Source organism: Glycomyces algeriensis (assembly GCF_027622855.1).
GTDB classification, from domain to species: Bacteria; Actinomycetota; Actinomycetes; order Mycobacteriales; family Micromonosporaceae; genus Glycomyces; species Glycomyces algeriensis.
In genome coordinates this window covers 1-24660 of the sequence record NZ_JAPZVR010000009.1, presented here as the reverse complement: position 1 = coordinate 24660, position 24660 = coordinate 1, and the positions used below count along the sequence as shown (strand labels likewise).

The following is a 24660-nucleotide window of genomic DNA, read 5'->3' as shown; positions in this document are numbered from 1 at the left end:
CGGGGAGGTTTCCCTGGCGTGGGTTGCGGGGTGCTGGCATCCTTGAGGATGCCGACTATGGAGGTATCGCCCAATGGACCGCGATCAGATGCGTGCGTCAGAGTCCGACCGGCAGGTCGTGATGGAGCGGCTGCGCGAGGCGGTCGAGGAGGGCCGCCTCGACGTGCTCGAGTACCAGGAGCGCGTGGACGCCGCCATGCAGGCGAAGGTCTATTCGGAGCTGGACGTCCTGCTGTCGGATCTGCAGCAGCTGCCGCCGCCCGGGTTCGCGGAGTCCGGGCTGGAGCCGACCGCGGTCATGCCCGCCGCGCCGTTGTCGAAGGTGAACCAGCAGCTGCGCGACAGCGCGGAGGCGGGTTCGCAGAAGTGGAAGATCGTCGGCGTCTCGGCCGCGATCGCGGTGGTGCTGGCGCTGATCCTGATCGCGATCAACCCGCAGATCATCTTGTACATCGCGATCGGTGTGCTCGTGATCCTGGTCCTGTTCGTCGTCGCGGCCGTCGCCGGTCTCTTCTGACCGAGGCATGAGCGACCACCTCCCCGAAGTGCGGCGCAAGCGCACCCCGATCCCCTGTGAGGAAGCACCGTGACCGACAGCGACGCCATCCTGAAGGCCTGGGAGCCTGAGAACACCATCCCCTACCCGCGCGAGGAGTGGCTCGACGAGTTCCCCGCGCCCGCCGCCGCGTACCCGGTGGTCGACTTCCTGCCGATCGACATGTCCGCGGTGTTCACCGCCTACCTCGAGGGCGCCCGGTTCGACCTGTACAGCAGGATCAACCTGGACATGGGCCCGGACGGGACGCTCGCGCTGGCCGTGATCGGCGCGGTCCCCGACGACCGGGACGACATGCTGTTCTGCCTCGACACCGACAGCGGGCGGATCCTGCTCCTCGGGGTCGGCGACGGCACCTTGGAGCTGGTGAACTCGACGTTCAAGGCGCTCACCGAGTTCCTGTACCACTTCGCGCTCTTCATCGACGCCGACACGGGCGGCTTCGGCCGCGCCAAGCGCGCGAAGGCCTTGCGCGCCACCCTGAACGCCATCGACCCGGAGGCCCTCGCGGACCGCGAGTCGTGGTGGAACGTCGCCCTCATGCAGCTGGGCTCGAAGGCCTGACGCCGACGGCTGCCGCTTCCGGTTCCGGCACCGCCGTCCGTTGCCGGTATGACCGGTCGCCGTCCGGGTACTCCCTCGATTCAACGCAGAGGGGGAGACATGTCTGATCGACACACGGCTCACGACGGCGGCGGACGCGAGCGCGGGGGCGGCGACGATGCGGAGGAGTACCGGGGCGAGCACTTCGGGCTGACCCCTGAGGAGGAGCGCCGGGGCACCCCGCTGCAGCAGGAGATCGCCGGAGAGGAACCGGAGATCGCGGGCGATCAGGACGTTCCGGTGCCGAACAGTGCGGTAACGGGCGACCCGGGCTGGTCTGATCCCTCGCAGCCGATCCCGGACCCGAACCAGCCGCCGGACCCGGCGCAGCCGATTCCCGATCCGAACCGGCCCGATCCTTTGCGGCCCTACCCGGAGCCCGGGGATCCGACGCGGCCGTACCCGGACCCGAACCGGCCGCCGGACCCGGCGCATCCCGATCCCGGCCCGAACCCGCCGGATCCCAACCGGCCCGACCCGATGCGCCCGTACCCCGAGCCCGGCGAGCCTGAACCGAATCGCCCGCTGCCGGGCGGAGCGGTTCCGTAGTAGGGAGCACGCGTCGGATTCCGAACACAGCGTCGTCGCCCCCGAGATCGCCTGGTCAGCAGGTGATGTCGGGGGCGATTGCTACGGTCCTCAAGGGGACGACCAGAGGAGGACCGGCGTGGCGCAAGTGGCACTGCGGCCGATCGAGGACGCCGATCTCGCCGTGCTGTTCGAGCTGATGCGGGACCCGGAGTCGGTGCGGATGGCCGCGTTCACGGCGAAGGACCCTGACGACCGGGCGGCGTTCGACGCGCACATGGCGAGAGTGCGGGCCGCTCCGGACGTGAACACGCAGGCGATCACCCTCGACGGCCGGCTCGTGGGCAGCATCGCCAGTTTCGTCATCGAGGAGGAAACCGAGCTCACCTACTGGATCGACCGCTCGGTCTGGGGCCAGGGCGTAGCGACCCGGGCTCTCGCGCAGTTCCTTCAGGCCCTTGCGATCCGACCCGTGTACGCCCGCGCGGCGAGCGACAACGCCGGATCGCTCACAGTGCTGCAGAAGGCGGGATTCGAGACGATCGGCACCGAGGTCGCGTACGCGCCCGGGCGGCAGACCGAGGTCGAAGAGACCATCCTCCGGCTCGGCTAGGCCGCCGCCATTCCGGCGGCCCCTGAACTGCCCGGATGCACTTGTCGACCCCGCGTGATTTGATGCAGGCATGGCGAAGAAGAAACGAGCCCCTGCCCCCCTGCGGTTCCTCGTGCTCGCCCGCACGCCCTCCGGGTCCTACCCGCATCCCGTTGAAGTGGGGTTGTACCCGGACGGCGCGAAGTCGATCCTCGCGTTCTCGATCGGCCCGCATGTGGTGAACGCGGGCGGCCTGGTCGCCCTCTCGACGCTGATCGACGGGACGCGGGGCGAGCTGAGTCCGCTCTTCAACACCGAATTCGATGCGGCAGAGCTGCACTGGGTGGTGCCGTTCCTGGTCCGCCTGCAGGCCGGGGAAGACGTGGAGGACGAGATCGTGGCGGCCTACCGGGAGCTGCACGGCGCGGCGCCCGAGACGATGAGGATCGCCCGCCCTCGATACTGAGCGGCCCCCGGCGCTGCAACGAGTCCATCAGAGCTCAGGGCCGATCCACTCCGGCGGGGCCGGATCGGAATGGAACGCGACGAAGACCAGGTGGTCGTCCCCCGGCCGCACCGGGTCGAACAGCACTTCGGCGAAGCCCCTGGCCGGTAGCCCCGTGCGGCCCCGACTGAAGCGGGTCACCCACCGTTCGACGCCGTGGGCGTCGGTGAACCGCACCGTCACTTCAGTGCCCGCGATCGAACGCTGCCCCTGGTCGTTCGTCGCGGTCCGCAGCACCATCGCGGTCACGGCGCCCTTCGTACATCGTCCTTCCATCAGCAGCCGCCCGCGGTCGGCGATCTGGAGCCGCAGTCGGCCGTAGTGCCGGATCGCATGGGCCACCACGAGACCGGCGATGGCCACGGCGAGGCCAGGCAGCCAGATGTCGGCGTAGTAAGCGATCCAACCGAAGACGCTCCAAGCCTCGTCCTCGTGGAACACCGGGTCGGCCGCGACCCCGACCTCGAGCGGGTCGAGCCAGGTGGGCGCGTTCGCCACGACGGCGACGGCGGCCGCGCAGGTCGCGAGGGACGCCAGGATCCGAGGCTGCTGCTCGCCGCCCCGGTACGAGTCGAGCAGCGAGGACGCCGCGATGGAGCCGATGAGCGTGCCGATCATCCCGATGCTCCAGAGGTAGCCGAGCGTGCCGGGGCCCCAGAACGTCGGGAACGGCAGCCGCTCGTCGAAGACGCTGTCGATGATCGAGTGCCGCAACATGTTCGCCGTGGTCGCGACCGCCAGACCGAACAGGGCCGCGCACCCGGTCATGAGCATCGCGGCGGCGATCGCCCAGGCGAGGAAGCGCCGATCCCCCTCGCGCTGTCGCCGCTTCGCCCGCTGCACGTCCGCTGGGTCCATGGTGCTCATCGTCGGCCTCCTCGCGGCGCTCCTGCCGAGGCGGCGGACCGGTGACGGCGCGGCTCTCGGCTCTCCACCCCTGCTGTGGTGTGCGGGGGTCTCGTGAGCTTCGCGCACCGCAACGCCCTACCGGTCACAGCTTTGGCGACGCCGAAGGAACCCGCAAGCAGGTCAACGCGATGATCCCGCGTTCGATGCCTGACGGGCCCGTGCAGCGGCGGCCTCGGTCAGGAGGTGAGCTGGTCGAAGACCAGCGGCCACCAGGCGCCCGCCGCGAAGGCGTTGGGGTCCAGGCGGATCAGGATCTCGCGGAGGGAGGCGGCGCGGGCCGCGCGGCCCTCCTTGCCCTCGTCGGCGTTGACGAACTGCTGGAAGTGGTAGAGGAACTCGACGAAGCAGCGGTAGTTGGAGTTCACGGCCTGGACGTCGCGCGGGTTCGACTGGTCGAGCTGGAGGATGTCGCCGCTGTCGGGGTCGAGCACGTACAGGAGGTTCTTGTCATCCTCGACCGCGCCGACCACGACGAGGTGCAGGTCGACCTTGCCGTCCTCGGTGCCGAGGCTGATCGAGTCGTACAGGCCCGGGCTGCCGGGGAGGAACGCGGTGTAGACGACCTCGACGTCCAGGGGGACCTCGTCGCCCTCGGGGAGGGCGGCGGCGGGGAAGCCGTCGGCGAGCCAGTCCTCGCGCGGGTACGGGATCAGTTCGTCTTCTGTCCACAGTGCTTGGTACTTCGCTGCCGCGGGCATGCGGTCCTCCTCAGGTCAGGGGTCTTTCGGTGGCGGGAGACGGGTTCAGGCGAAGCCGAGTTCCTCGATGAGGAGGCGCCATTCGTCCTCCTCCTCGTCCTCGGGGGTCTGGTAGCCGCCCGCGAGGTCGATGAGCTCGCGGTAGCGCGGGCCGAACAGGAACGCGTCCGCGAACGCGACCGGGTTCGGCGCGAGTGGCTCGGTCGGGAGGGGCGCGCCCTGCTCGACCGCCTCGATGAGGGCGTCCGCGTCCACGAGATGCACTGCGCCCGAGTCGATGTCGGTGCAGAGCGCGAAGCTGTAGCAGACGTTGCCGAACTGGACGAGCTGCGGGACGGGGTTGTGCGGATCCGCGTGCGGGCCCCCCGTCCCCTGCTTGTCGAGCTCGGCCAGGACGTCGTCGGCCGCGAAGAGGTCGATGAGTCCCATGCGGGTGCTCAGGCCGTCGAAGACCCGGTACAGGTCCGCGAGCGCGGGCGGCAGGCCCTCGGTCTCGGCGGGTTCGCCGAGTTCGTGGGCCCAGCCGTTGCGTTCGAGCTCCCCCATGCGGGGGCGGACGAGCGCGGCCTTCGCGGCGAGTTCCATCCTGGTCCGTCCTTTCAGTACCCGAGCACTCTGATGATGACGGGTGTGCCGTCGGGGACGCCTCTGAGCTGCCCGGCGATCTGGGAGCCGATCGTGCGGTTCGTGTAGGCGTCCATCCAGCGGAGGTTATCAGCGTGGTCGCGCCCGCCCAGCTGCAATTCGTGCACGTGGTCGGGGTCGAGTCCGTCGCCGGCGCGGGTGGCCGAGGTGCGGCCGCTGAACTTCTGGGCGATGCGCCGCTGCTGGACGCGGTTGCCGCGGTGCTGGCCGGCGAGCTTGCGGATCGTCGCGCCGCGGTAGTTGCGGGTGATCTGCGGGTCGCGTTTGACCGGCGTCTTGCGGAGCTTGCCCTCGCGGCTGAGGCGCCGGAGCGAGTCGGCCTTCGTGCGGAAGTCCTTCTTGCTCATCTTCGGGTCGAACCTGATGGTGACGACCTTGGGTTTGATGCCGCGGCCCTTGCCCGCGCGGAAGAAGCGCGGGTTGTCGATGATGGCCGAGATGATCTTGGCGCCCTTGGCGACCGACTTGCGGGCGGCCCTGGTGCGTGCCCTAGCCATTGAGCACCGCCTCGATCGCCATGTTGAGCAGCTGGTCGATGAGCATCGAGGTGATCATCTTGAAGATGGGGATCTCCAGGAGCGACGCGCCGAAGGTGACGACGGCGGTGGCGATGGCCTGGGCGATCTGGATGGCGAGGGTGACGAGCTGGACGATCATCTGGAGCTTCAAGGCGAGCACGACGCCGGCGGCGATCATGAGCCCGATGCTGATGATGTTCGAGGGCTCGCCGATGTCGGCGATGTTGCGCACCGCCGACTCGCCGTCCTCCCATTCGGAGCGGAAGGCGTCGATGTCCTTGCTGATGTTGTTGTCGGTGACGGTGCGGGCGGCGTCTTCGAGCTGGTCGATGGCGCCGGTGATCTGGTCGGAAAGCTTGGTCCAGGTGTCGCCGAGGTCGTAGAGCTTCGTCTCGTCCGATTCGGGCCAGTCGTAGCCGAGCATGGAGAGCAGGCTCGTGAGTTCGGAGGGCAGTGACATACCCACTTTGGATCTCCTTCGTAAGGGGAGGAACGCGAAGGGTGACGGGAGGGCGCGGCCGGTGGCGGCGGTCGGGCGGGGCTGGGATCGGGGCTAGAGACCGAGTTCGGCGAGGAGTTCGCGGAAGATGCGCGCGGCCTCGCTGTCGGCGTTCTCGTGGGTGTCGGCCATCTCGCGGAGGTTGACGGCGTAGTCGAGGAGGTCTTCGATGTTCGACTCGATGCACTCCATGAGGGCCTCCATGCACACCTGGTGCGCGAGGTCCAGGAGCGAGCCGATCATGTCGCCGCCGAACGAGTCGGTGAGGCCTTCTACTGCGGATTTGAACTCGTCGAAGAGGCCTTGGACCGCCTCGGTGGCGGCGTCGAGCGCTTCGGCGCCTTCGCGGATCGAGTCGAGGTCGAGCTGCACCACCATGTCAGGCCCCTCCCTGGAGTTTCTTCATCACGGCGCTGATCTGGGTGCTCATGGCCCGCATCTGGGCGATGCCCTGGTCCTGGATCTTGGTGACGGCCTCGCCGATGGCCTCGAGGTCGGGCGCGGCAGTGTCGTGGCCGAGGGACTCGGCGCGGGCGTCGAGTGCCGCGTTGACGACCTTGGCGAGCTCCTCTTCGAGGAACTCGGTGCCCTCCTTGAGGACCCGCACCTCCAAGAACTCGAACCGCTCGACGCGGCCGTTGGAGCCGAGGGTGAGCTTGATGCGACCTTCGGCCCCCTCGACGGTGACCGGGGGGACCTGGTGGTCCTGTTGCGTTTGCCTGACGACGTCCAGTTGCGAGCGGGCTTCCGCCAGCTGCTGGGCGATGGCGTCCTCACCGAACATGCCGCCTCCGAGGTCTCAGTGAACTCAAATGTGAGTATCAGCATAGACCGGCGGTGCAAGTTTCGGGGACCCCGAATACCACTGTCTACCAGGGGTTTTGGCAAGTCTGTTTACCGAGCGTCACGATGTCGCCTCTGTCCATATTGGTGCACATTCGAGGATGTACTCGCGTCCCACTGACGCGCCCCAGGCACACGGCGGCCGCCGTGCCCGCGCGAGCCCGGCCGCGGTGCCCGCCTCACCCGGACGGGTGGATCGGGGGTGGGGTTTCTCCCCCCGTTCCCGAAGCGCCCGAATCCCGTGCACTCCGGTACCGTTTAGTCATGGACCTCAACGCGGACCTGGGGGAGGGTTTCGGTCGCTGGGTGCTCACGGACGATGACGCGCTGCTGCGCATCGTCACGAGCGCGAACGTGGCATGCGGCTTCCACGCCGGGGACCCCTTGACACTGCGCCGCGTCACCGCCCTCGCCGCCGCCGGAGGCGTGCGCGTCGGCGCCCAGGTCTCCTACCGCGACCTCGCCGGGTTCGGCCGGCGCGAGATCGAGGTCCCTCCGGAGGAACTGGCCGCCGAAGTCGCTTACCAGATCGGCGCGCTTCGGGTCTTCGCCCAGGCTGCCGGCACTGACGTGGCGTACGTGAAACCCCATGGGGCGCTGTACCACCGGGCCGGGCGCGACCCGGTGCAGGCCGCAGCTCTGGTCGAGGGCGCGACGATCGCGGGCGTGGACGTGCTGCTCACCCAGCGCGGGAGCACCCTCGACCTTCTCGCGACCGAAGCCGGGTTCCGCGTCGTAGGTGAGGCTTTCGCCGATCGCGGGTACCTTCCCGACGGACACCTCGTGCCGCGCGGGCTCCCGGGAGCGCTCCTGGGGCCCGCCGAGGCGGTGGCGCAGGCCGTGTCGCTCGCCGCCGACGGTGTCGTGACGGCGATCGACGGTACTGTCACTCCTGTTGCGGCCGAATCGATCTGCGTGCACGGCGACGGTCCCGACGCGGTGGCGGTCGCCGCGTCGATCAGGTCAGCATTGATTGAGCGAGGCATCGACGTGGAGGCTTTCTCGTGAGCACCAGACCCACCGCACCCACCTCCAACCGGGGGCTCAGGCCGCTCCCAGCCGGGCCGCGCGGCATCCTGATCGACTGCGGGACCACCGCGCTCGCGCGCGCCTGCTACCGCTCGCTCCAGGCCCGGCGCATGTCCGGGCTCCTGGAGGCCGCCGACCTGGTCCCGGGCGCGACCACCGTGCTCGTCGACGGCGTCGACGAGCCCGAGCTGCTGGCCGCCGAACTCCCCGGCTGGCCGCTCACCGAGGAGCCCGAATCGGCGAGCGAGGCCGTCGAGATACCCGTCTGCTACGACGGGCCCGACCTCGAGGCCGTGGCGAAGCTGTGGGGCGTGAGCCCCGACGCGGTGGCGGACATCCACTCCGGCATCGAGTACGAGGCGGCGTTCTGCGGGTTCTCCCCCGGGTTCGCCTACCTCGAGGGCCTGCCCGAGGAGTACCGGGTGCCGCGCCGCGAGAGCCCGCGGACCGCGGTCCCGGCCGGGTCCGTGGCCATCGCCGGGCCCTACACGGGGGTGTACCCGCGTTCGAGCCCCGGCGGGTGGCAGCTCATCGCGACGATGACGAACCCGGGCCGGCTGTGGAACGAGCACCGCGAGCCCGCGGCGCTCCTCGTCCCCGGCACCAAGGTGCGGTTCGCGGCGGTGCGGGTATGAGCCACATCGAGATCCTGCGCGCGGGCGTGCTCACCACCTGCCAGGACGCCGGCCGCCCCGGCTGGGGCCACCTCGCGGTGCCGCCCTCCGGCGCCGCGGACCGCCCGTCGTGGCGGCTCGCGAACCAGCTGGCGGGCAACCCGACCGGGGCCTGCGCGCTCGAGACGACCCTGAACGGCTGCACGGTGAAGGCGCACCGGAACGTGACCGTGGTCGTGGGCGGCGCGCCCTGCCCGGTCACTGTGGACGGACGCCCGGAGTCGTGGGGCCAGCCGGTGAAGCTCAAGGCCGGGTCGGTGCTCGACGCCGGCCCCGCCGAAGTCGGCGTGCGCTCCTACCTGGCGTTCTCCGGTGGGCTGCACCCGAAGTCGAGCCTCGGCTCGCACTCGACCTGCCTGCTCTCCGGTCTCGGCCCCGCGCCGCTGGCCGACGGCGACACGATCCCGCTCGGCCCCAGCCCCGCGCACCCGCCGCTGCCCACGCAGTGGCCGACGCCGTGGGCCGGGGTGAGCGAGGAGCTCGTCATGAAGCTCCACCTGGGCCCCCGCCTGGAGTGGTTCCGGCCTGAGGCGGTCGCAGAACTCGCCCGGGGGGTGTGGACGGTCTCGGAGCACTCCAACCGGATCGGCCTGCGGCTCGACGGTCCCGCGCTGCGGCGCATCGACACCGCCGAACTTCCGAGCGAGGGCATCGTCGCGGGCGGCCTCCAGGTCCCCCCGAACGGGCAGCCGATCCTGTTCGGCGCCGACCACCCGACCACCGGCGGCTACCCCGTGATCGGCGTCGTCGGAGCCGAAGCGCAGGCCGCCGCCGCTCAAGCCCGACCCGGCACGCGGATCAGGTTCGCCCCGATCCCCATGCCCCACTGGAGCAGGCGGGCCTGACCGAGCCGGCCGGTGATGCGTCGTGGCGCCTTGCGCGCCCGACGCACCCGGCTCAACGAGCGCGCTCGGCAACCCCGGCCCGCGCAGCGGGCCGCGCTGCGCTTCGGCTCGTCCCCGTCGTCGCGTTGCGCCTCCGCTCGTCCTCGCAGGCCGTCGCGCCTCTTCCCGAAGTCCAGTCGCACCTCCTCTCTCTTGTACGGCCGCAGTTCCTTACTCCCCCAGGGCCCTCCCGAAGTCCTCGATCAGGTCCTCGGCCGCCTCAATGCCCGTGGAGAACCGGATGAGATCGTCCGCGATGCCCGCCGCCGCCCGCTCCTCGGCGGTCAGCTTCACGTGGCTGCTGATCGCCGGGCGCGTCACCAGCGACTCCACCCCGCCCAGGCTCGCCGCTGAGTACGGGATCTGCAGCGACTTCAGCAGCCGCTCCGCCGCCTCCAAGCCCCCGACCGGCCGGAACGCCAGCATCGAACCGAACCCGGAGAACAGCTCCAAGGCCCGAGCGTGGTCGGGGTGCGACTCGAGCCCCGGGTAGTGCACCTCGGCGATCGCGCTGTGCCCCTCCAGGAACCGCGCCAGCGCGAGCGCGTTCTCGCCCTGCGCCTTGACCCGGATCGCGAGAGTCTTGAGGCCGCGGGAGAGCAGGAACGCGGCGTGCGGGTCGATGCTGCCGCCGAACAGCATCAGGAAGTGGCGCACGTGCTCGATCCGCTCGGCCGAGCCGGTGACCACGCCCGCGACGAGGTCCGAGTGCCCGTTCAGACCCTTGGTCGCCGAGTGGCACACCAGGTCGTAGCCGATGCTGTGCGGCCGGAACAGCATCGGGGTGGGGAAGGTGTTGTCGATGATCGAGGTCAGGCCGTGCTCCCGCGCGAACGCGGCGAGGCCGGCGAGATCGCCGACCCTGATGAGCGGGTTGGTGATCGACTCGACGTAGACCGCTTTCGTCTCGGGGGTCAGCGCGGCGGCCCATGCGGCGGGGTCGTCGGCGTCCACGAAGTCGACGCCCCAGCCGGAGCGGCGGGATTCCTCGTTGAGGAGCGCGTGCGTGCCGCCGTAGATGTTCCCGGCGACGATGATGCGGTCGCCGACGCCGAGGACGCTGCGGAGCGCGGTGCTGATCGCGGCCATGCCGGAGGCGGTGGCGACGGCGGCCTCGGCGCCTTCGAGGGCGGCGAGCTTCTCCTGCAGGTAGTTCTGGGTGGGCGTGTTGGAGTAGCGGATGTAGTCGACGCCGCCGCCGGGTTCGATCTCGTAGACCGTGCCCTGGTAGATGGGGAAGACGACGGAGCGGCCGTGTGCGGGCCGGGGTTCGGCGGCGTGGACGGCCAGGGTCTCGAAGCGAACGTTTTCTGCGGTCATACGGCCACATTACGTTCGGGTCCACCTGGGCCGCATCTGTCTAACGACCGGTTTGCACCCTGCCGAAAGTCAGGTACTTCAGCGGCGTTCCTGGTCGAGGCCCGCGAGGTAGGCGTTGTAGACCTCGTGCGGGTCGTCCTCGGGGCGGCCCGAGGCGGCGGCGCGTTCGGCCATCCGGTCGAGGCGGCGGCCCTCGCGCTCCTCCGAGCGCGTCCACTGCGCGATGAGCACGACGATGATGATGAGACTCGGAATCTCCCCGAACGCCCACGCGATGCCGCCTCCGGCGCGCTGGTCGGCGAGGAGGTCGCCCACCCAGGGGATGGCGATCTGGGTGTACCAGTCGACGGCGATCAGGTTGGTGCCCATCATGAGTGTGAGCCCGAAGATCGCATGGAACACGATCGACACGAAGTACAGCAGCACCTTCGCCGGGTAGGAGAGCGGGCGCGGCTTCGGATCCGGGCCGATGATCACCCAGAAGAACAGGCTCCCCGCGGCCAGGAAGTGCATGGTCATGAACAGGTGCCCGAAGTGCGAGCGCATCGCCCACTCGAACATGCCCGTGAAGTACATGAGGTACAGGCTCGTCAGGTAGACGAACAGGGCCACGAGCGGGCGCGAGACGAGCTTCGACCAGCGGCTGTGGATCGCGGCGAGCAGCCATTCGCGCGGCCCGCCGGCACGGTCGGGCTTGAGGGCCCGCAGCGCGAGTGTGACCGGCGCGGCCAGCACGAGGAGGATCGGCGCGAGCATGTTCAACGCCATGTGCTGCACCATGTGCGCGCTGAACAGCACCATCCCGTACTTGCTCAGTCCGGAGGAGGTGGTGATGACGACGACGGCCCACCCGGCGATCCACAGCGCCGTGCGGTACCAGGGCCAGGAGTCGCCGCGGCGGCGCAGGCGCACGACGCCGGCGACGTACGCGCCCACGAGTGCCAGTGCGGCCGTGCAGAACAGCACGGACGGGTACCAGTCGAGGACGATCGACGCGAAGGAGAGCGGGCCGGGCGTGGGGAAGCCGAGCAGGGCCGTGTTCGGGTCCGGCAGCTCCGCCGACGGCGGCGGCGTCACCGACAGGGACGAGGCGAGGCCGAACGCGGCCGCCATGAGCCCCAGTTCGACTGCGGCCAGGCGCGTGAACGCGCTGCGGTCCCCTGCGGCGATGCGCGGCAGGGTGACGCGCCGGTGCGCCCAGCCGAAGACCCCGCCGACCGCGAGGACCATGAGCTTCGCGAGCGCGATGCGCCCGTACGGGGACGTCCACAGGTCGGTGAGGTTGACGTTGGCGCAGAACACGATCAGGCCGGAGAAGCCGATCGCGGCGTAGGCGAACACGGCGGCGGCCGAGTACCGGCGGGCGGCGATGGCCGGATCGCGGCGGGCGATGAACAGCGCGAACAGGCCGCCCGCCCAGAACGCGGCGGCCACGACGTGGATGAGGAGGCCGTCGACGGCGATCTGGTGGTTCCCGTTCGACGCCGAGTGCCCGGTGAACACCGGGGGGAGCGCCGCGCCGATCGCGAGCGCGGCCGCGAGCACCGCGCCGGGGATCGTGAACGCCCGCGCCGCGACCACGGCCGCGGCGGTCGCCAGCAGCGCGGTCGCACCGAGCGCCTGGCCCTGCTCGTACTGGCCCACGTACGACCACAGGCCCAGGGCGGTGACCCCGCCGAGCGGCCGGGCGAACGAGTTCGCGAAGTCGACCGGGAGGCTCATCAGGGCCACGGCCGCCCAGATGCCTGAGGCGGCGGCGCCGACGCGCAGCCACCGCCAGGACTGGCCGGTGAGCCGGGCGCGGTCGCCCTGGCGTCCCGGCAGGAAGCACGCGGCGGCGATCATGCAGCCGACCGCGGCGAGCATCGCCAGGTCGTACCCGTACTTGAGGAGGCCCGCGGCCCAGGTGACGGTGGGGTCGGCGGTCGACAGGCCGGGCAGCTCCGCGACGTCGACGGCTCCGCCGAGGTCGAGGGCGATCACGGCGACGGCGAGCCCTGCGAGCACCGCCGCGGCGACGGCCAGCGCACGCAGTCCGCGCCCGTGCCGCGTCTGCTGCCCGCCTCGGGACCCCGCGCCGCCGCCAGGTATGGTAGCGGCGGTGTTTTGGCTGGTCTCGGTCGATGCGGTCACGTAACCCAGCATGGCTGATTGTTCCAGCTCACGCCCCACCGGGTGGGGTCCAGTTATCTCCTGCAACTCCACGGCGGGCCCTGCGGGCGCGCATCGTCGTGGCAGGGTTGCAGGACACAGGGGTTGCAGGACACAGTCAAAAGGCACGGTCACGGAGCGCGGCATGCGATGCCGTGCGATGGCAGTCACGGCGGCGGAGGCGTCGCCGTAGTTTTCTATGGTGGATCGCGATGGGAATCATCGAAAGACGCGGTGAGATCATGAACCTGCTTCAGGGGAGCGGCGGCGTGCTCGGCAACATGCACTTCACGCTCGACGGCTCGGACGATCCGTCGAACGTGCTGAACCTCATGGCACTGGACGCGTACGTCTCCGGGGCGCAACCGCACGCGGTCGTGCGGGCGCTCGACATGGTCGCCGACGACGTGGACCTCATTCCTGAGGGCGGTTCACTCGTACGGTCGATTTCCGGGGCTTCTTTTCTGCAACTGGTGACCGGTGACGGCTGGACGCTGCGCACGCAGCGCTGGCGGGACGGCTCGGGCCAGGCGGTCGTGACCGCGGTGACGCGCGAGCGCGCCGAGGAGATCGCCGCCTACCTCACCGACCGGACCGGTTCGGTCGAAGAGGTCGGCGAGGACAAGGTCGACATGGGCTTCTGGTACCGGTCGGCCCGCGGGCCGTTCCGGTCCACGCGGTCGATCAGCGCGCCGCGCTGGCCGGAGATCGAGCGGAACTACTCCTCGAGCGCCGGCTCGGCGCTGGGGAAGCTGATGGCGACGCAGGCTTCGGACGTGGCGGGGCGGCTGGTGCTGTTCCACGGCCCGCCCGGGACCGGGAAGACGACGGCGCTGCGGGCGCTGGCCCGCGAGTGGGCGCCGTGGTGCCAGGTGGACACGGTGCTGGACCCGGAGGCGTTCTTCGCGGACCCGTCTTACCTGATGGAGGTCATCATCGGGTCGGAGATGGACCTGGTGCTGGACGCGGACCTGAACCCGGACGAGCCGCGGCGCGGGCACTGGCGGCTGATGGTCCTCGAGGACTGCGACGAGCTCATCCGCGGTGAGGCGAAGGAGGCGTCGGGGCAGTCCCTGGCGCGCCTGCTGAACCTGACGGACGGCCTGCTCGGACAGGGCCGCGAGATCATGGTCGCGATCACCACGAACGAGCGGCTCGACCGGCTGCACCCGGCCGTGGTCCGGCCCGGGCGGTGCCTGGCGCAGATCGAGGTCGGGGCGCTCTCGGCGCTTGAGTCGAGCGACTGGCTCGGCGGCGACGCAGTGCGCGAACCGATGACCCTCGCCGAGCTGTACGCCCGGCGCGGCGGCACGGACCCGACGCGGACCGAGTCTCCGATCCCGCAGCAGCAGATCGGGCAGTACCTCTAAGACATTTCAAGGCTCTAGCCTTCAAATCGGACCCTGTGCTGAGTCACGGCTCGCAAGCTTCGCCGCGGCCGGCAACCCCCGATTCAATACTCCCAGCGGGGTACGACAGCCGAGGGGCGCATCGCGATCGCGATGCGCCCCTCGGCTTCACGCAAGGAAACCTCAAGTGACTCGACGAGCCGGTTCAGTCGATCATCAGCGTCGCAGAATCAGCGCAATGAGTCCTGGTTCCACGGGCTCGGTCCGGTGAGTCCGCGGCGCCGGGAGATTCATCTCGATGAGCCTCACGCCTTGGACTCAGTCCGGTGAATCCGGGGCGTCGCAAGATCAACTCGATGAGCCTCACGCCTGGGACTCAGTCCGGTGAATCCGCCGCGTCGCGGGCGGCGAAGACTTCCCTCGCGGCCTCGACCGCGTTGATGGCGGCGGGGAAGCCGGCGTAGACGGCGATCTGGATGAGCGCCTCGATCACCTCGGCCCTCGTGCAGCCGGCGTTGAGGGCGCCGTTGATGTGGAATCGCAACTGCGGGGCGGCATTGCCCAGCGCCGCGAGCGCGCCGATGGTGACAAGCTCGCGGTCGCGCAGGTCGAGTTCGGGGCGGGTGAGGACATCGCCGTACGCGAACTCCGCGATGAACCGGCCGAGGTCGGGTGCGATGTCGGCCAGCGAGGTGACGACCGTCGGTTCGGCCTCGCCGGAGAGGTGCTGCAGGGTCTTCAGTCCGCGCTCGTGGCGCCCGTACGGATGCTCCATGGGGGTCCTCCTTGGTCAAAGTGAGGGACGGATCCGGTTGCCCCACAAGGCCAATCCAACAGCAAGCGGAGTGCGGTCGCAAGGTTCGGGCACCCCGTCGCAGCCCACTCGACAGGCCCGGCCGCATCCAGTGCCGTCCGATCCGCGCGTTTCACACCACTTGACCCACGTCTGCCTTGTTACGCTCAGTCACAAAAATCCCCCCGCCTCAGCCAACCGTCGTCGATCCAGGGGGAGCACCATGCCGCACCAACCGCCGAAGTCCATGCACCGAGTACGAGCCAGGCGCATGGCGGTGCTCGGAGCCGCCGGTGTCGTCGCGGTGGCGGCCCTCGCCACGGCGGCCACGGCCCCGACCGCGCAGGCGGCGACGGTCACGATCGACCCCCTCGAGAGCGCGCTCGGGTACAACGCGTTCATCGAAGGCGACACGACGCTCACCTCCCACGAGTCAGAGGGCCCGATCGCCACTGGCGGGAACCTCACCATCGGCGGCACCTACAACGTCGCCATCCACACCACCGGCACCTTCATCGACGGCGACGACGCGCAACCGAGCGCACTCGTCGTGGGCGGGCGGCTCAAGTACGGCCAGAACCCGAGCATCGGCAACATCCTGCGGGTACTGAACGAGGGCTACGTCAAGATCGGCGACCTCACCGGCACCAGCGTGCTCAACACCGACACCAACAACGCGAGCGTCAACACCCGCCTCGTCGCCGCCGGGGCCGCGTACGACAGCACCCCTCGGGCCGAACTGACCGTCCAGCAGCCGATCGACTCGGTGGGCCCGACCTCGCCCATCGACTTCGACACGGCGTTCGCCGACTTCCGCTCCAAGGCCTCCCAGCTCGCCGAGTGCGAGAACACGGTCACCATGCGGGACCCGAGCGGCTTGGCCGTCGCCAAGGGCGAAGTCGCACCCGGACAGCAGATCCGGATCAGCCTGGAGAGCGGGACGACCAATGTCCTCGACCTCACCGGCGAGGACCTCAACAACATGGCGAACCTGACCTTCCTCGACCAGCCCTCGGCCGACACGCCGCTGCTGATCAACGTGGACACCTCCGGCACCGGAGGCGAACTGGACTGGGATGTGGCGACGCAGGCCGGCATCAGCGGCACGCAGGCGCCCTACATCCTGTGGGACTGGGCCGGCACGACCGAGCTGAACACCGTCAGCGGCGACACCGTCGAAGGCACCGTCTACGCGCCGGACGCCGTCTTCTCCGACACGAGCCCCGCCAACATCGAAGGGCAGATCATCGCCAAGCAGGCGACCCTCGGCGACCTGGGCGAGGAAGGCGGCGAGATCCACCAGTTCCCGTTCGCGGCCGAACTCTCCTGCGAGACCGACGTGACGCCGAGCCCGAGCCCGTCCCGCTCACACGACAACGTGACCTGGAGCCCGCACCCGAGCGACGCCGACGGCACCACCGGGTCGGACGGGTCGGACGGATCCGACGGCTCCAACGGTGCCGGAGACGGCCTGGCGACCACCGGCGGCGACGCCCGAGCGTTCATGATCACGGCGGCCTCGCTGGTCGCGGTCGGTGCAGTGGCGCTGATCGCCGCAGGCCGACGGCGAGCGCGCGAGTAGCGGCGCGAGGTTCAGCACGCGACTCCGGCCGACGGGCGTCTCGCCCGGCAGGGCTTTGCGGCCGGAGTCGCGCTTCATATTTCGGTTCGATCTGGTGCATGAATAAAGCCTATGGAAGCCCGGGGCCGCTGCCATCGGCCGAACTTCCTGAACCACCCCTGACGATAGTCATGGTGGTTCAGGAGAGCGCACAGGCCCGCGCGCGCGATCAGCATGCGGGTGTACGGGGTGCTCGGCATGCGCAGGGTGCGCGGCGTGCGGCGTGCGCAGGGTGCTCGGGGTTACGGTGTGCGCGGAGGCGCGGGTGCGCGGCCTGCGCAGGGTGCTCGGCGTGCTCGGCGTGCGCAGGGTGCTCGGGGTTGCGGGGTGCACGGGGTACCCCGAAGCTCTCACGCGATCGTCCGAGGTCATCCTCGATCCACTGGTCGGGGCCGAGCGGGCCCGGCCCCGACAGGCCGTCCGACAGGCCAACATCAACCAGTGCGACACCCGCATCAGCGTTAGCCTGGGCCACATGTGGTACCGCCTCCATCCGACCGAACCCGCACGGCCGCAGCGCAACGGCGGCGCCCGATGAAACCGGCCGCGCCCCAGTACGCATACGCCTGGACCGCACTCGTCCTCACGGCGATCGCCGGCGCCGTCGACGGCGCCGGATTCCTCAGCCTGAGCCAGCAGTTCGTCGCCAACCAGACCGGCAACGCGGTGCTCCTCGCGGTCGCCGTCTCGGGCGAGCTGACCGGACGCGAGGACGGCCTCTCCCCCGTCGGTCCGCTGTGGTCGCTCGCGGGATTCTCGCTAGGTGCGGTGCTCGCCTCGCTGGCGACGCGCCGCCACGTCCTCACCAGCTTCGGTGTGCCGCTGCTCCTGGTCGGCGAGGTCGTGATGCTCGCACTGGCAGGGCTCAGCCACGGCTTCGAGCTCGCGATCGCGCTGGCGGCGTTCGCGATGGGCGTGCAGAGCGTCCACGCGGCCCGGATCGGGCTCTCGGGCGTCACGACCACGGTGCTGACCGGCACGCTCATCGCGTTGTCCGTCAACCTCTCCGGCGGCCGGAGCGGGCTCCGCACGGCCCGGCTGCAGGCCGGGGTGTGGGCGGTCTACCTCGTAGGCGCCGGCCTCGGCTCGATCCTGGCGTTCACGGTGTCATTCGGGGCGGTGTGCGGCATCGCCGCGGCGGTGGCCGCCGCGATGGCCGTGGCGGCGTTCGCCGAAGCGCACCGGGGCAGCACCGCCTGACTCGCGGCTCAGCTGCCGGTCAGGGCCCGGACCGCTTTGAGCCCCGGCCTGCGCATCAGCGGCCACTTCCGGTCGGCCGCGGTGCGGCGCGCGAGGTCGTCCGCAGCGGCCTCCCATGCGGGATAGGAGAACTCGAACCCGTCGTCTTCAAGGCGGCCGGGGATGACGCGGCGGCTCTTCAGCAGCAGCTCGGTGTCGCTGCGGAGCGCGAACGCGCCGATCTCGGCCATCCACTTCGTCGCCGGGATGCCGAAGTGCCCGCCCCAGGCCCTGCGGAGCGCCCGCATGAGGTCTTTCTGCCGCAAGGGATGCGGCGCGGCGAGATTGACGGGCCCGGCGAGGTCGTCGCGGTCGATGAGGAACTCTACGGCGCGCGTGAAGTCCGCTTCGTGGATCCACGACACGAACTGGCGCCCGCCCGCGACAGCCCCGCCGAGACCGAGCAGCGTCATGCGGGACAGCATGTCGAAGACCGCGCCCCGGTCGGTGCTCATCACCATCGCCGAGCGCAGCGCCACCTTGCGGGTGTGCGGCGTGTCGGCCTCGTCCAAGGCGCGTTCCCAGGCCCGGGCGATGTCGATGCTCTTGGCCCAGTACGCGGGCACCTCGGGTTCGCCCCCGCCGATGACGCCGGTGGCCTCATCGTTGGCGCGGTCGAAGGTGTGGGCGTAGATCGTGGCGGTGCTCATCTGGAGCCACACGGCCGGTGGCCGGTCTGCGGCGGCGATGGCCTCGCCGACGACGCGGGTCGAGTCGACGCGGGAGTCCATCATCGCGGCGAGGTTCTCGCGGGTGTAGCGGCAGCTGACGCTGCGTCCGGCCAGGTTGATCACCACGTCGGCGCCGTCGACCGCCTCGACCCACGGGCCGAGGGTGCGGCCGTCCCAGTGTACGTGGTGCGGACGGGAGGGGGTGCGGGTGAGCACGATGAGGCGGTGGCCCGCGGCGAGGAGTCCGCGTTCGAGGACGGCGCCGACACTGCCGGTTCCGCCGGGAATGACGATCTTCATAGGGTTCCTCCTTCCCTGCCAAGCTTACCCGTCTTCTTGAACACGTTCAAATACTTTCCGAAGGGTTGTCGCGAGACGCGCCGCACACCGTTGATTCCGCATCCGCAGCTCCCCACACTGGACTCGCGCTCGGTACGCTGCCCACAGTGAACTTGACGTTCAGTAAAGGACCGCCTCCATGACCGATATCCCCTTCGAGCAGGAACCCGACGACGAGGACCGTGCACCCGTCACCTGGATCGTGCTGTTCGTGCTGCTCTTCGCCACGGTCGCGATCGTCGCGTACCTGATCCTCCCCTCCGGCGGCGACGGCGGCCAGACCTCGGCTGCCGCCACGACCCCGGTCGCGACCGAGACCGCGAGCGCCACCGAGTCCCCGAGCAGCACGCCCAGCCCTGAACCCCTCAGCCAGCCGACACCGAGCCTCCTCGAGACGACCAGCGCGGCCGAGACGACGAGCGCGGCGACGTTCCCGACCGTGCCGCCCTCGGAGCACCCGCCGTGCACCACCTATCTGGGTGGCGGCCCCGCCTCGGCATCGGAGGTCGAAGCAGCCCTTGAGGAGGCGGCCGAGACGCAGGTGTGGACCACCTCGAGCGTCGACGTCCCGCACGACCTCATCAAGGCCATCGCGTGGATGGAGAGCGGCTGGCAGTCCGACATCGTCGCGTGCGACGGCGGGACGGGCCTCATGCAGATCCAGCCCGAGACCGAGACGTTCATCAACGACAGGTTCGAACTCGACCTCGACCGCACCGGCGTCGAGGAGAACGCGATGCTCGGCAGCGCGCAGCTGCAGTGGCTCGCGAAGTACTTCGCGGTCAACTACTTCGGCGGCTCCGACCCCGGCAGTTACTCGCTCGACGACGACTGCGGCCGGGACGACAGCGTGCCCGACCATCTCGAGCGGTGCCTGCTCAACGCCGTCATCTCGGCGTACCAGGCGGGCTTCGGCACGGTTGAGACCGTGCTCGACGCGGGCGGCGACCCGGACTACACGAACCCGCAGTACATAGAGACGGTGAGGGCGCTGCTCGAACTTCGCCCCTGGGCTTGAGCGGACAGCGAGCTACGGGTGTGGCCTGCCTCGGCGCGTCGTGCGCTCTGCGGCTGATCGGGAGCGACGGAGGCCACTTTTCGCTCGGTCGCATGCGTGAAATTGTCGGCGGGTTCGCGTAGCCTGCCGAGGTCACGATGACCTTGGAGGCTCGGTGAAGTTCAGGAAGATCGACGACAAGCTTTCCATGCGCAGGCCGCTGTGGGAGGCCGAGCGGTTGCGGCCCTTCGACGAGGAGCCCGAGCCGGACTTCGAACTCAGCGAGCGCCTCTTCGACGGCCTGGAGTGGACCGACGGGCAGGGCGACGGCAGCCTGGACCAGTCGGTGCTGCGCAGCGTCGACTTCTCGGGGACGGTGCTGTCGCCCTTCGAGATCGTGGACGTGACCGTCGAGCGCTCGATGCTGGCCAACGCCCGCTGGGAGCGGGCGACCGCGCGGCGGCTGGAGATCACCGACAGCCAGCTGGTGGGCTGGCAGGCGCAGTTCGCGCTCGCCCAGGACGTCTACATCGCCGACTGCCGGGCCGACTTCGCTGGCATCTCGATCGGCACGGCGAAGGGCCCGTTGGTCTTCGAGCGGTGCCGGTTCATGAACGCGACGTTCCTCGGCGACCTCTCCAAGGCCGTGTTCGTCGACTGCACCTTCCCGGCTGCGGACTTCTCGCGCGTCGCGAATGCCAAGGGCTGCGACTTGCGGCGTTCGGAGCTGTCGGGGATCAACGGGCTCATGAGCCTGCGCGGAGCGCTCATCACCGCGGACCAAGCAGTCGAGATCGCGGGCGAACTGGCGACCGCTGCGGGTTTCAAGCTGGCCTGAGCGGCGTTGCGGCGTTGCGGCGTTGCGGCGTTGCGGCGTTGCGGCGTTGCGGCGTTGCGGCGTTGCGGCGTTGCGGCGTTGCGGCGTTGCGGCGTTGCGGCGTTGCGGCGTTGCGGCGTTGCGGCGTTGCGTCGTTGCGGCGTTGCGGCGTTGCGGCGTTGCGGCGTTGCGGCGTTGCGGCGACCGATCCTAACCATCGAGCGGTGCCGTCACCACATACTTCATCGAGTCGCGTTCTCACCACGACCGGTTTCGACCCCCCACGCTTCTTTACTTCACCTCCTCGAACGTTCCGGAGTGAACCTCGCCGACCCTGGTGCCGCCGGCATCAAGCGCTCGGAACGCGGTGAGCTTCTTCGTCTTGAAATCCATCACGTGGGCCACAGTCGCCCCCGAAACCTCGTTCCAGCCGACCAGGTACATCCGCGGCGCGACCTCGGCGACGTACAGGTCCACCTCCTCCGAAGCGCCTTCCACCGCGCCGTCGATCTGCTCGTAGACCAGCTTGTTGCCCTCCGCCGCATAGGTGTTGTGGAAGATCACCCCGTTGTCCAAGCGAATGTCGAAGGCCTTCCCCGCGAATGCGAAATCGGTCATGACCGTCTCCTTCTCTGGCTGCATCCATGGTTCGCACTGCTACGAACCGTTTTGGCCGCTTTCCAACCTAGGAGATCGACAACCTCGACACTGGCGTTTCGTCGAGCCTGGCATGGTCGAAATCGGTCTAGGGTCAGGTCGGCGGTCACTGCCGCGACTCGACCAGCCCGGCGCCGCAATCTGCCGACAAGAGCTGAAGGCGGGAGGCCGGCGACCGGCGACCGGCGACCGGCGACCGGCGACCGGCGACCGGCGACCGGCGACCGGCGACTCAACCACCTCCCGTCCTCGGCCGTGTCGCGGATGCCAAGGCCGCCGATCCCTATCCTTTGCGGCGGGCTGAAGTCATCCGCTCTCGGCTGCCTCGTGCGGCGCCCCTCTTTCCGATTCGATGGCCGTGCGGGCCGCTTCGACCCGGGCGCGGAAGTCGTCGTCCTCGGTCTCGGCCAGCGCTTCGAGCGTGGTCTGGCGTCGCCGCAGCGAACGCTCCAGCCAGGCCTGCCACTCCGGTGTGCCCTCGACAGCGGCCACGGTCGCGGGTCGCCAGACCGGCATCGGAGCGCCGGTGGCGGCGAACCGCGGGTTCGGTTTCAGGCCTTCGGGTTGGGGCAGGAAGTCGCGAACTGCGGAGTCGGTCCAGCCGCGTGAGCGCAGGATCGGCTTGGTCACCCAGATCGATCCGTCGCGTTGGCGCACGAACTGCGGTCTGGGCGGCGCGGGCGGGCCTTGCCATTCGAGCGGCAGCGGCTCGGACCTCGGTGGATCGTCGGGTGGCGCCGCCTCGGGCACGAGTCCGACTGCGGCCTTGGGAAGGGTGCGGAGCGGGGGCAGCCGCGTGTCGACCTCTTGCGCGATATCGACTGCGACCTCGGGAAGTGAAGCGGGCGGCGGTGGTCGAGTGTCAGGAGCGGTGTCGACAGCGTGTTCAGGAGGTGTGGTGATCGGTAGTGGCCGAGTGCCGGTCTCCGGCGCCGATGGCGCTGGTTCCGGGTCGTCCATCGGCGAGCTGGTCTCGGGTTCGAGGCTGGGGAACGGCCCTAGCCGGTCCGCGGTAGCCAGCGAATCGAGGAGCCACCTGGCGAAATGTGCTCGGAGCGGTTCGTCGGGAATCGTGGTGAACGGCAAAGCCCGGGTGATCACCTCGAGGCTCGCCTGGTGCCGTGAACTGTCTGATGGTTTCGCTGCCATCGCATCGTCCAATCGGTTCTCGCGCCCCGCCGCCGGGCGTTGCGCGCGCTATTCAGTTGCCTCCACAACGGTAGAGGAGGGGTACGACATTTCTGTTCGAGAACGCTTTGACCTGCGATGACAGCTATCTCATGGCCGCTCCGGCGGTGTCGTCAGCCGCGTGTCAGTGCCGCGTCAGCGCTCAAGGCGATGGTTCTTCTACACCGCTTCCGGGGAACGCCGGGGCATCCGAGAGGGGAACCACCATGAGCATCAACGAACTGCAGCAGATCGTCGCCAAGTCCGCCGCCGAGTACGCGGTGCCCGGCATCGCGGTCGGCATCTGGCACCAGGGCCGCGAGATCTACGCGTCCCACGGCGTCACCAGCGTCGCGAACCCGATCCCGGTCGATGAGGACACGATCTTCACCCTCGGTTCGACCACCAAGAGCTTCACCGCGACCGCGCTCGTCATCCTCGCCGAACAGGGCAAGGTCGACTTCGACGCGCCGGTGCGCCGCTACCTCCCCGAACTCCGACTCGCGGACGAACGGTCCGCCGCGACGATCACCGTCGGCCACCTGCTCAACCACACTGCGGGCCTTGACACCTGGATGCTCCGGGACACCGGCGACGGCGACGACGCCCTCAAGACCTATGTGGACCATCTCGATGAGCTGACGATCATCGCCGAACCCGGCGAGCGGGCGTCCTACAGCCAGGCCGCGTTCAACCTCCTCGGCCGCGTCATCGAGGTCGTCACCGGCACGACCTACGAGCGGGCGATCGCCGACCTCCTGTTCGAGCCGCTCGGGATCGAGAACTCCACGTTCTTCGCCGCGGAGGCCATGACCCGCAAGTTCTCGCTCGGCCACAGCGTCACCGCGGACGGCACCTCCGTCGCTCCCACCTGGAAGGTCCACCGCGCCCAGAACCCGGGCGGGGGCGGCGCGTCCACTGCTCGCGACCTCGTTCGCTGGGCCCGGTTCCACCTCGGCGACGGCCGCGCCGAGTCCGGTGAGCGGATCGTCTCTCATGAAGCGCTGCAGGCGATGCGGCGCCAGACCGTCGAGCTGCGCGGCAGCTCCCTCGGCGACGGGTTCGGCATCTGCTGGTTCCTGCGGGAGATCGACGGCGCGGCCACCTTCGCGCACGGCGGCTCGTCCGTCGGACAGTTCGCGGACTTCCTCGCCGTGCCCGAGCACGATTTCGCGATCGTCGTGCTCACCAATGCCGAGCCAGGCGGGACGCCGTGCAACCTGGCGGTCATCCGCTGGGCGCTGGAGCACTATCTCGGGCTGGTCGATCGCGACCCGGAGCCGGTCTCGTTCGACCGGGAGCGTGCGGCCGAGATCGTCGGGGACTACGAGGTGGACATGATGGTCGTGAGCATCGTCGACGAGGGCGACCACTTGAGCCTCGCGGCCCGGATCCGGCCCGAGCTGCGCGCGGCATCGCCGGAGATGCCGGCCGACTGCGAGCCCGCGCACATGGGGTTCCTGTATGAGGACGGGGACGACTACATCGTCACCGATGGCCCGCTCCAGGGCCAGCGCGGGTACTTCGCCCGGGACGAGCGCGGCGAGGTGGTGGCGATCGACCTGGCCGGGCGGCAGTTCCGCAGGGTAGGCGGGGGCGTCTGACCTGCGGGTCTGATGGCCGTACGGGTGGCCCCGGGTACCCGCCCGATCCCACCTTCACCACTACCAGTGAAAAGGACACCGTCCCACAGGGGTACGACAGAAATTGCCCAAATGCCGCCTGACCTGCGGGTACGGCGGCATTTCGGGTCTGTGGTATGCGGTGCGGGGTGCGGGGTGCGGGGTGCGGGGTGCGGGGTGCGGGGTGCGGGGTGCGGGGTGCGGGGTGCGGGGTGCGGGGTGCGGGGTGCGGGGGGCGGGGTGCGGGGTGCGGGGTGCGGGGGGGGGGGTGGGGGGTGCGGGGTGGGGGGGGCGGGGGGGGGGGGGGGGGGTGCGGGCCCTACTGACGGGGTCGTTGCGGGCATAGGGCGTGCCCCTTCCCACCCGCATCCGCCTCCGACCAACCGAAAAGGACCACTCTCGCACACGGGTCCGACATGAGGGTGTTTTTGCAG

At 69.9% G+C, this 24660-nt stretch carries 27 protein-coding genes; 14 read left to right on the top strand and 13 right to left on the bottom strand.

The window, feature by feature from the left end; genetic code table 11:
- Nucleotides 1-73 precede the first annotated feature (73 nt).
- The 5 genes from O2L52_RS16835 to O2L52_RS16815 all read left to right on the top strand — a co-directional run bounded on the left by O2L52_RS16835 (nucleotide 74) and on the right by O2L52_RS16815 (nucleotide 2745).
- Nucleotides 74-517 carry a DUF1707 SHOCT-like domain-containing protein gene (locus O2L52_RS16835; RefSeq protein WP_270116913.1) on the top strand — a complete coding sequence of 148 codons (444 nt, stop codon included), beginning with the start codon at nucleotides 74-76 and terminating at the stop codon, nucleotides 515-517.
- Between the two features lie 69 nt (nucleotides 518-586).
- Nucleotides 587-1120, top strand: coding sequence for an SUKH-4 family immunity protein (locus tag O2L52_RS16830; RefSeq protein WP_270116912.1), 534 nt, complete (start codon nucleotides 587-589; stop codon nucleotides 1118-1120).
- Nucleotides 1121-1219: 99 nt separating this feature from the next.
- Nucleotides 1220-1708 carry a hypothetical protein gene (locus O2L52_RS16825; RefSeq protein WP_270116911.1) on the top strand — a complete coding sequence of 163 codons (489 nt, stop codon included), beginning with the start codon at nucleotides 1220-1222 and terminating at the stop codon, nucleotides 1706-1708.
- Between the two features lie 118 nt (nucleotides 1709-1826).
- On the top strand, nucleotides 1827-2300 hold the full coding sequence (locus tag O2L52_RS16820; protein WP_270116910.1) for a GNAT family N-acetyltransferase: 474 nt from the start codon (nucleotides 1827-1829) through the stop codon (nucleotides 2298-2300).
- Between the two features lie 70 nt (nucleotides 2301-2370).
- On the top strand, nucleotides 2371-2745 hold the full coding sequence (locus O2L52_RS16815) for a hypothetical protein (protein WP_270116909.1): 375 nt from the start codon (nucleotides 2371-2373) through the stop codon (nucleotides 2743-2745).
- Between the two features lie 27 nt (nucleotides 2746-2772).
- Here the strand turns inward: O2L52_RS16815 and O2L52_RS16810 are convergent, their stop codons facing one another.
- The 7 genes from O2L52_RS16810 to O2L52_RS16780 all read right to left on the bottom strand — a co-directional run bounded on the left by O2L52_RS16810 (nucleotide 2773) and on the right by O2L52_RS16780 (nucleotide 6837).
- Nucleotides 2773-3651 (bottom strand): hypothetical protein, encoded by an 879-nt coding sequence (locus tag O2L52_RS16810; RefSeq protein WP_270116908.1) that lies wholly within the window; start codon nucleotides 3649-3651, stop codon nucleotides 2773-2775.
- Between the two features lie 218 nt (nucleotides 3652-3869).
- Nucleotides 3870-4391, bottom strand: coding sequence for an SUKH-4 family immunity protein (locus O2L52_RS16805; protein WP_270116907.1), 522 nt, complete (start codon nucleotides 4389-4391; stop codon nucleotides 3870-3872).
- Nucleotides 4392-4436: 45 nt separating this feature from the next.
- Nucleotides 4437-4976 carry a hypothetical protein gene (locus O2L52_RS16800; protein ID WP_270116906.1) on the bottom strand — a complete coding sequence of 180 codons (540 nt, stop codon included), beginning with the start codon at nucleotides 4974-4976 and terminating at the stop codon, nucleotides 4437-4439.
- 14 nt (nucleotides 4977-4990) lie between these two features.
- Nucleotides 4991-5533, bottom strand: coding sequence for a hypothetical protein (locus O2L52_RS16795; protein ID WP_270116905.1), 543 nt, complete (start codon nucleotides 5531-5533; stop codon nucleotides 4991-4993).
- Nucleotides 5526-6020: a WXG100-like domain-containing protein gene (locus tag O2L52_RS16790; protein ID WP_373897001.1), complete on the bottom strand. Its 495-nt coding sequence runs from the start codon at nucleotides 6018-6020 to the stop codon at nucleotides 5526-5528. The genes O2L52_RS16795 and O2L52_RS16790 overlap by 8 nt, the downstream gene beginning before the upstream one ends.
- Nucleotides 6021-6107: 87 nt before the next feature.
- A complete protein-coding gene (locus O2L52_RS16785) occupies nucleotides 6108-6431 on the bottom strand; it encodes a hypothetical protein (RefSeq protein ID WP_270116903.1) in 324 nt (107 codons plus the stop codon).
- Nucleotide 6432: 1 nt separating this feature from the next.
- On the bottom strand, nucleotides 6433-6837 hold the full coding sequence (locus tag O2L52_RS16780; RefSeq protein ID WP_270116902.1) for a hypothetical protein: 405 nt from the start codon (nucleotides 6835-6837) through the stop codon (nucleotides 6433-6435).
- 323 nt (nucleotides 6838-7160) lie between these two features.
- Between O2L52_RS16780 and O2L52_RS16775 the strand changes: the two genes are divergently transcribed.
- The 3 genes from O2L52_RS16775 to O2L52_RS16765 are packed head-to-tail and all read left to right on the top strand — an operon-like array spanning nucleotide 7161 to nucleotide 9444.
- Nucleotides 7161-7904, top strand: coding sequence for a LamB/YcsF family protein (locus O2L52_RS16775; RefSeq protein WP_270116901.1), 744 nt, complete (start codon nucleotides 7161-7163; stop codon nucleotides 7902-7904).
- A complete protein-coding gene (locus O2L52_RS16770; RefSeq protein WP_270116900.1) occupies nucleotides 7901-8560 on the top strand; it encodes a 5-oxoprolinase subunit B family protein in 660 nt (219 codons plus the stop codon). The genes O2L52_RS16775 and O2L52_RS16770 overlap by 4 nt, the downstream gene beginning before the upstream one ends.
- Complete coding sequence (locus tag O2L52_RS16765; protein ID WP_270116899.1) at nucleotides 8557-9444, top strand: 5-oxoprolinase subunit C family protein; 888 nt, start codon at nucleotides 8557-8559, stop codon at nucleotides 9442-9444. The genes O2L52_RS16770 and O2L52_RS16765 overlap by 4 nt, the downstream gene beginning before the upstream one ends.
- A gap of 210 nt (nucleotides 9445-9654) precedes the next feature.
- On the opposite strand, the gene O2L52_RS16760 is transcribed toward O2L52_RS16765, so the two are convergent.
- Together O2L52_RS16760 and O2L52_RS16755 are read right to left on the bottom strand one after the other, a co-directional pair.
- On the bottom strand, nucleotides 9655-10803 hold the full coding sequence (locus O2L52_RS16760) for a trans-sulfuration enzyme family protein (protein ID WP_270116898.1): 1149 nt from the start codon (nucleotides 10801-10803) through the stop codon (nucleotides 9655-9657).
- A gap of 78 nt (nucleotides 10804-10881) precedes the next feature.
- Nucleotides 10882-12936: a bifunctional copper resistance protein CopD/cytochrome c oxidase assembly protein gene (locus O2L52_RS16755; RefSeq protein ID WP_270116897.1), complete on the bottom strand. Its 2055-nt coding sequence runs from the start codon at nucleotides 12934-12936 to the stop codon at nucleotides 10882-10884.
- Between the two features lie 230 nt (nucleotides 12937-13166).
- On the opposite strand from O2L52_RS16755, the gene O2L52_RS16750 reads away from it, so the two are divergent.
- Complete coding sequence (locus tag O2L52_RS16750; protein WP_270116896.1) at nucleotides 13167-14324, top strand: DUF5925 domain-containing protein; 1158 nt, start codon at nucleotides 13167-13169, stop codon at nucleotides 14322-14324.
- Nucleotides 14325-14679: 355 nt separating this feature from the next.
- On the opposite strand, the gene O2L52_RS16745 is transcribed toward O2L52_RS16750, so the two are convergent.
- Nucleotides 14680-15078, bottom strand: coding sequence for a carboxymuconolactone decarboxylase family protein (locus O2L52_RS16745; protein ID WP_270116895.1), 399 nt, complete (start codon nucleotides 15076-15078; stop codon nucleotides 14680-14682).
- Nucleotides 15079-15367: 289 nt separating this feature from the next.
- Here O2L52_RS16745 and O2L52_RS16740 point away from each other — a divergent pair, with 289 nt between their 5' ends.
- Together O2L52_RS16740 and O2L52_RS16735 are read left to right on the top strand one after the other, a co-directional pair.
- Nucleotides 15368-16678: a choice-of-anchor A family protein gene (locus O2L52_RS16740; protein ID WP_270116894.1), complete on the top strand. Its 1311-nt coding sequence runs from the start codon at nucleotides 15368-15370 to the stop codon at nucleotides 16676-16678.
- Nucleotides 16679-17251: 573 nt separating this feature from the next.
- Entirely contained in the window at nucleotides 17252-17917 is a 666-nt protein-coding gene (locus O2L52_RS16735; protein ID WP_270116893.1) for a DUF1275 family protein, read from the top strand.
- 8 nt (nucleotides 17918-17925) lie between these two features.
- Here the strand turns inward: O2L52_RS16735 and O2L52_RS16730 are convergent, their stop codons facing one another.
- Entirely contained in the window at nucleotides 17926-18927 is a 1002-nt protein-coding gene (locus O2L52_RS16730) for an epimerase (RefSeq protein WP_270116892.1), read from the bottom strand.
- 178 nt (nucleotides 18928-19105) lie between these two features.
- Here O2L52_RS16730 and O2L52_RS16725 point away from each other — a divergent pair, with 178 nt between their 5' ends.
- Nucleotides 19106-19984: a transglycosylase SLT domain-containing protein gene (locus O2L52_RS16725; RefSeq protein WP_270116891.1), complete on the top strand. Its 879-nt coding sequence runs from the start codon at nucleotides 19106-19108 to the stop codon at nucleotides 19982-19984.
- A gap of 154 nt (nucleotides 19985-20138) precedes the next feature.
- A complete protein-coding gene (locus O2L52_RS16720) occupies nucleotides 20139-20801 on the top strand; it encodes a pentapeptide repeat-containing protein (RefSeq protein WP_270116890.1) in 663 nt (220 codons plus the stop codon).
- A 270-nt stretch (nucleotides 20802-21071) separates the two neighbouring features.
- On the opposite strand, the gene O2L52_RS16715 is transcribed toward O2L52_RS16720, so the two are convergent.
- A complete protein-coding gene (locus tag O2L52_RS16715) occupies nucleotides 21072-21398 on the bottom strand; it encodes a MoaF-related domain-containing protein (RefSeq protein ID WP_270116889.1) in 327 nt (108 codons plus the stop codon).
- A gap of 345 nt (nucleotides 21399-21743) precedes the next feature.
- The gene (locus O2L52_RS16710) at nucleotides 21744-22598 is read right to left on the bottom strand and encodes a hypothetical protein (RefSeq protein WP_270116888.1); all 855 of its coding nucleotides are present in this window, start codon (nucleotides 22596-22598) and stop codon (nucleotides 21744-21746) included.
- A gap of 233 nt (nucleotides 22599-22831) precedes the next feature.
- On the opposite strand from O2L52_RS16710, the gene O2L52_RS16705 reads away from it, so the two are divergent.
- Nucleotides 22832-24208 carry a serine hydrolase domain-containing protein gene (locus O2L52_RS16705; RefSeq protein ID WP_270116887.1) on the top strand — a complete coding sequence of 459 codons (1377 nt, stop codon included), beginning with the start codon at nucleotides 22832-22834 and terminating at the stop codon, nucleotides 24206-24208.
- The last annotated feature ends 452 nt before the right edge of the window (nucleotides 24209-24660 follow it).

Coding starts and splice junctions, on each gene's coding strand:
- O2L52_RS16725 (WP_270116891.1), top strand. CDS start 19,106: ATGACCGATATCCCCTTCGAGCAGGAACCCGACGACGAGGACCGTGCA.
- O2L52_RS16745 (WP_270116895.1), bottom strand. CDS start 15,078: ATGGAGCATCCGTACGGGCGCCACGAGCGCGGACTGAAGACCCTGCAG.
- O2L52_RS16705 (WP_270116887.1), top strand. CDS start 22,832: ATGAGCATCAACGAACTGCAGCAGATCGTCGCCAAGTCCGCCGCCGAG.
- O2L52_RS16715 (WP_270116889.1), bottom strand. CDS start 21,398: ATGACCGATTTCGCATTCGCGGGGAAGGCCTTCGACATTCGCTTGGAC.
- O2L52_RS16760 (WP_270116898.1), bottom strand. CDS start 10,803: ATGACCGCAGAAAACGTTCGCTTCGAGACCCTGGCCGTCCACGCCGCC.
- O2L52_RS16735 (WP_270116893.1), top strand. CDS start 17,252: ATGAAACCGGCCGCGCCCCAGTACGCATACGCCTGGACCGCACTCGTC.
- O2L52_RS16835 (WP_270116913.1), top strand. CDS start 74: ATGGACCGCGATCAGATGCGTGCGTCAGAGTCCGACCGGCAGGTCGTG.
- O2L52_RS16740 (WP_270116894.1), top strand. CDS start 15,368: ATGGCGGTGCTCGGAGCCGCCGGTGTCGTCGCGGTGGCGGCCCTCGCC.
- O2L52_RS16765 (WP_270116899.1), top strand. CDS start 8,557: ATGAGCCACATCGAGATCCTGCGCGCGGGCGTGCTCACCACCTGCCAG.
- O2L52_RS16800 (WP_270116906.1), bottom strand. CDS start 4,976: ATGGAACTCGCCGCGAAGGCCGCGCTCGTCCGCCCCCGCATGGGGGAG.
- O2L52_RS16750 (WP_270116896.1), top strand. CDS start 13,167: ATGGGAATCATCGAAAGACGCGGTGAGATCATGAACCTGCTTCAGGGG.
- O2L52_RS16785 (WP_270116903.1), bottom strand. CDS start 6,431: ATGGTGGTGCAGCTCGACCTCGACTCGATCCGCGAAGGCGCCGAAGCG.
- O2L52_RS16730 (WP_270116892.1), bottom strand. CDS start 18,927: ATGAAGATCGTCATTCCCGGCGGAACCGGCAGTGTCGGCGCCGTCCTC.
- O2L52_RS16775 (WP_270116901.1), top strand. CDS start 7,161: ATGGACCTCAACGCGGACCTGGGGGAGGGTTTCGGTCGCTGGGTGCTC.
- O2L52_RS16825 (WP_270116911.1), top strand. CDS start 1,220: ATGTCTGATCGACACACGGCTCACGACGGCGGCGGACGCGAGCGCGGG.
- O2L52_RS16805 (WP_270116907.1), bottom strand. CDS start 4,391: ATGCCCGCGGCAGCGAAGTACCAAGCACTGTGGACAGAAGACGAACTG.
- O2L52_RS16780 (WP_270116902.1), bottom strand. CDS start 6,837: ATGTTCGGTGAGGACGCCATCGCCCAGCAGCTGGCGGAAGCCCGCTCG.
- O2L52_RS16810 (WP_270116908.1), bottom strand. CDS start 3,651: ATGAGCACCATGGACCCAGCGGACGTGCAGCGGGCGAAGCGGCGACAG.
- O2L52_RS16815 (WP_270116909.1), top strand. CDS start 2,371: ATGGCGAAGAAGAAACGAGCCCCTGCCCCCCTGCGGTTCCTCGTGCTC.
- O2L52_RS16795 (WP_270116905.1), bottom strand. CDS start 5,533: ATGGCTAGGGCACGCACCAGGGCCGCCCGCAAGTCGGTCGCCAAGGGC.